Source organism: Halomonas sp. AOP7-E1-9 (assembly GCF_052376035.1).
GTDB classification, from domain to species: domain Bacteria; phylum Pseudomonadota; class Gammaproteobacteria; order Pseudomonadales; family Halomonadaceae; genus Vreelandella; species Vreelandella citrativorans.
Genome location: NZ_JBQSVC010000075.1, coordinates 1 through 2,436 on the forward strand (window position 1 = coordinate 1; position 2,436 = coordinate 2,436).

Consider the following 2,436-nt stretch of genomic DNA (forward strand, 5'->3'; position numbering starts at 1 on the left):
GCTGGCTATATAATCACTGTTGAACTAAACCGCTTCGCGGTAGCTGTCGACGAACCACGTTTTTCGCCTCATCGGGCCACACTGTTGATTGACCCACGTGGGTCAAACAACAGGAGTGACGACGATGACTGCCTTGCGACAGAAGATGATCGCGGCCATGCGTCAGCGTGGCTTTGCGCAACGTACCCACAACACCTACCTGATGGTGATTACTGATCTGGCACGTTATTTCCACCGTCCGCCAGACACGTTGAGTACCGACGACCTGCAACACTTCTTTAATCACTTGGTTCAGGAGCGCGGTTTGTCCGCCGCCAGCTGTCGTGTCTACCTGCACGGCGTGCGGTTCCTGTACTTGCACGTGTTGCAGTGGCCGTCGTTTGATGTGCCGCTCACCGTCCCCAAAAAACCGCAGCGGATTCCAGAACTGCTGACCCGCGACGAGGTTCGGCGGATCCTGGCCGCCTGCCAAAACCCCAAGCATCGCATGATGCTCGAACTGTGCTACGGCTGTGGATTGCGTGTGACCGAGGTCTGCCACCTGCGAGTCAGTGACATCGACAGCCAGCGTTACCAACTCCGTGTGACGCAGGGCAAGGGCGGCAAGGATCGTATGGTGCTACTACCGGTGACCCTGCTTGATCGCTTGCGCGATTACTGGCGCGCCTACCGGCCAGTCACATGGCTGTTCCCGAGCGCTCTGTTTCCCGATCAAGCACTGCACGCCAGTGCGCCGCAGAAGGCCTTTACCCAAGCCAAGCGCCTGGCCGGAGTCGAGCGGGTCGGTGGCATCCATAGTCTGCGCCATGCCTATGCCACCCATGTCTTGGAGCAGGGCCTGCCCGTTCATCAGCTCCAGCGGCTGCTGGGCCACCGCAACCTCCAGTCGACGATGCGCTACCTGCACTGGCTACCGAGCCAGCAAGGGGGAGATCAGTGTCATATTGACCTGGTAGCCGCCTTGGAGGTGAGCCATGACTAAGGCCGCTACCTTGCAGCAGGCGCTGATCCGCTTCCTCGATCCAACCGGTCTTGACCGCCAGCGCCAACGGGTGTGTACCCATCTGCTGGCCTGCCGAACGGAGGCGATGGGCGGGATGATCTTGCAGTGCTCCGACTGCGCCCACGTACAGCCACGCTACTTTGGCTGTCGCGATCGTCACTGCCCACAGTGCCAAGGCCGTGCCATGGAGCAATGGGCTGAGCGTCAGCAGGCCAATATCCTGCCGGTGCGCTATTACCACGTTGTATTCACGCTACCGCACAGCCTTAATGGCTGGGTTCAGCTTCATCCCGAGGTGATTCACCGGTTGCTGTTCCAGAGTGCCTGGCAAACGCTACGCACTTTTGGACGAGATCCCAAACGCCTTGACGGCGAGCTGGGGATGATTGCCGTGCTTCACACCTGGGGCCAGAACCTGAGCCAGCATGTGCACCTGCACTGTTTGGTTCCAGGTGGTGCTTTGGGGGACGATGGCCGCTGGCGTGGAGCGCATAGCAACTACTTGTTCCCGGTGCGGGCCTTGTCACGCCACTTTCGCGGGCACATGGTGAGCGCCCTGCGCCAGGCCGCCAGTGCAGGCGATCTCCACCGAGTCACCCGACCCGGTGACGTCGATGCTCAACTGAACACGCTGATGGCCACTGAGTGGGTGGTTTACAGCAAGGACTGCCTTGAACACACCCATGCGGTGGTTCGCTACCTAGCGCGCTACACGCGCCAAATCGCCATCAGCAACGCGCGTATCCTGGCTGTAGATGACCAGCAAGTGACCCTACGCTACAAGGACTATCGCGACCACGACCGACACAAGCAACTCATCCTTGGTGGTGAGGAGTTCGTGCGCCGCTTCCTGCTCCACGTCCTGCCCAAGGGACTGATGCGGGTGCGTCACTACGGTTTTCTGGCCAATCGCTGCCGTCGGCAACGTTTGGTGCAGATTCGTCGAGCGTTAGCGGTTGTTGAGCAAGCACCGGATGTCGATATGGCTGCCAGCGATGCGGAACTGGCCTACACCTGTCCACACTGCAAGCAACTCACATTACGGATGATCGGGACGCTCACCCCCCAGCGCCCCCTCTACGATCAACCGCCTAACCACAAGGAGCAACGCTATCGAGCATGATGTAACGCCATACGACGACAACGGACTAGGCTAACCGGCCCACTCGCGGGTCGCGGCTACGTTCGTCTCGGTGATGGATTTTAGCCATCAAGCGCGCTACATTGGGTTAACTTAGGTTCGGGGGCACTGAAATGATGGCGAATCTCACCACTAGAGCGCGTTACCACAGACATGCCTATGCACGGTTTGTTGCCTCCGGCCACATGCCCGTCAATACAATCCCCTATTAAATAGCCGCCTGATGGACGCGCCTTAGTCCAACAGGCATTTATGCGCCATGCTCCGCACGGCGAATAAATGCTTCACTGTT

Annotated in this window: 2 protein-coding genes; both read left to right on the top strand. The window is 59.2% G+C overall.

Features of this window, described 5'->3' with window-relative positions:
• The first annotated feature begins 124 nt into the window (after nucleotides 1-124).
• Complete coding sequence (locus ACT3R4_RS18310) at nucleotides 125-982, top strand: tyrosine-type recombinase/integrase (RefSeq protein WP_342585315.1); 858 nt, start codon at nucleotides 125-127, stop codon at nucleotides 980-982.
• Nucleotides 975-2,126 (top strand): IS91 family transposase, encoded by a 1,152-nt coding sequence (locus ACT3R4_RS18315; RefSeq protein WP_336269971.1) that lies wholly within the window; start codon nucleotides 975-977, stop codon nucleotides 2,124-2,126. Before ACT3R4_RS18310 ends, ACT3R4_RS18315 begins: the two co-directional genes overlap by 8 nt.
• Nucleotides 2,127-2,436: the final 310 nt, after the last annotated feature.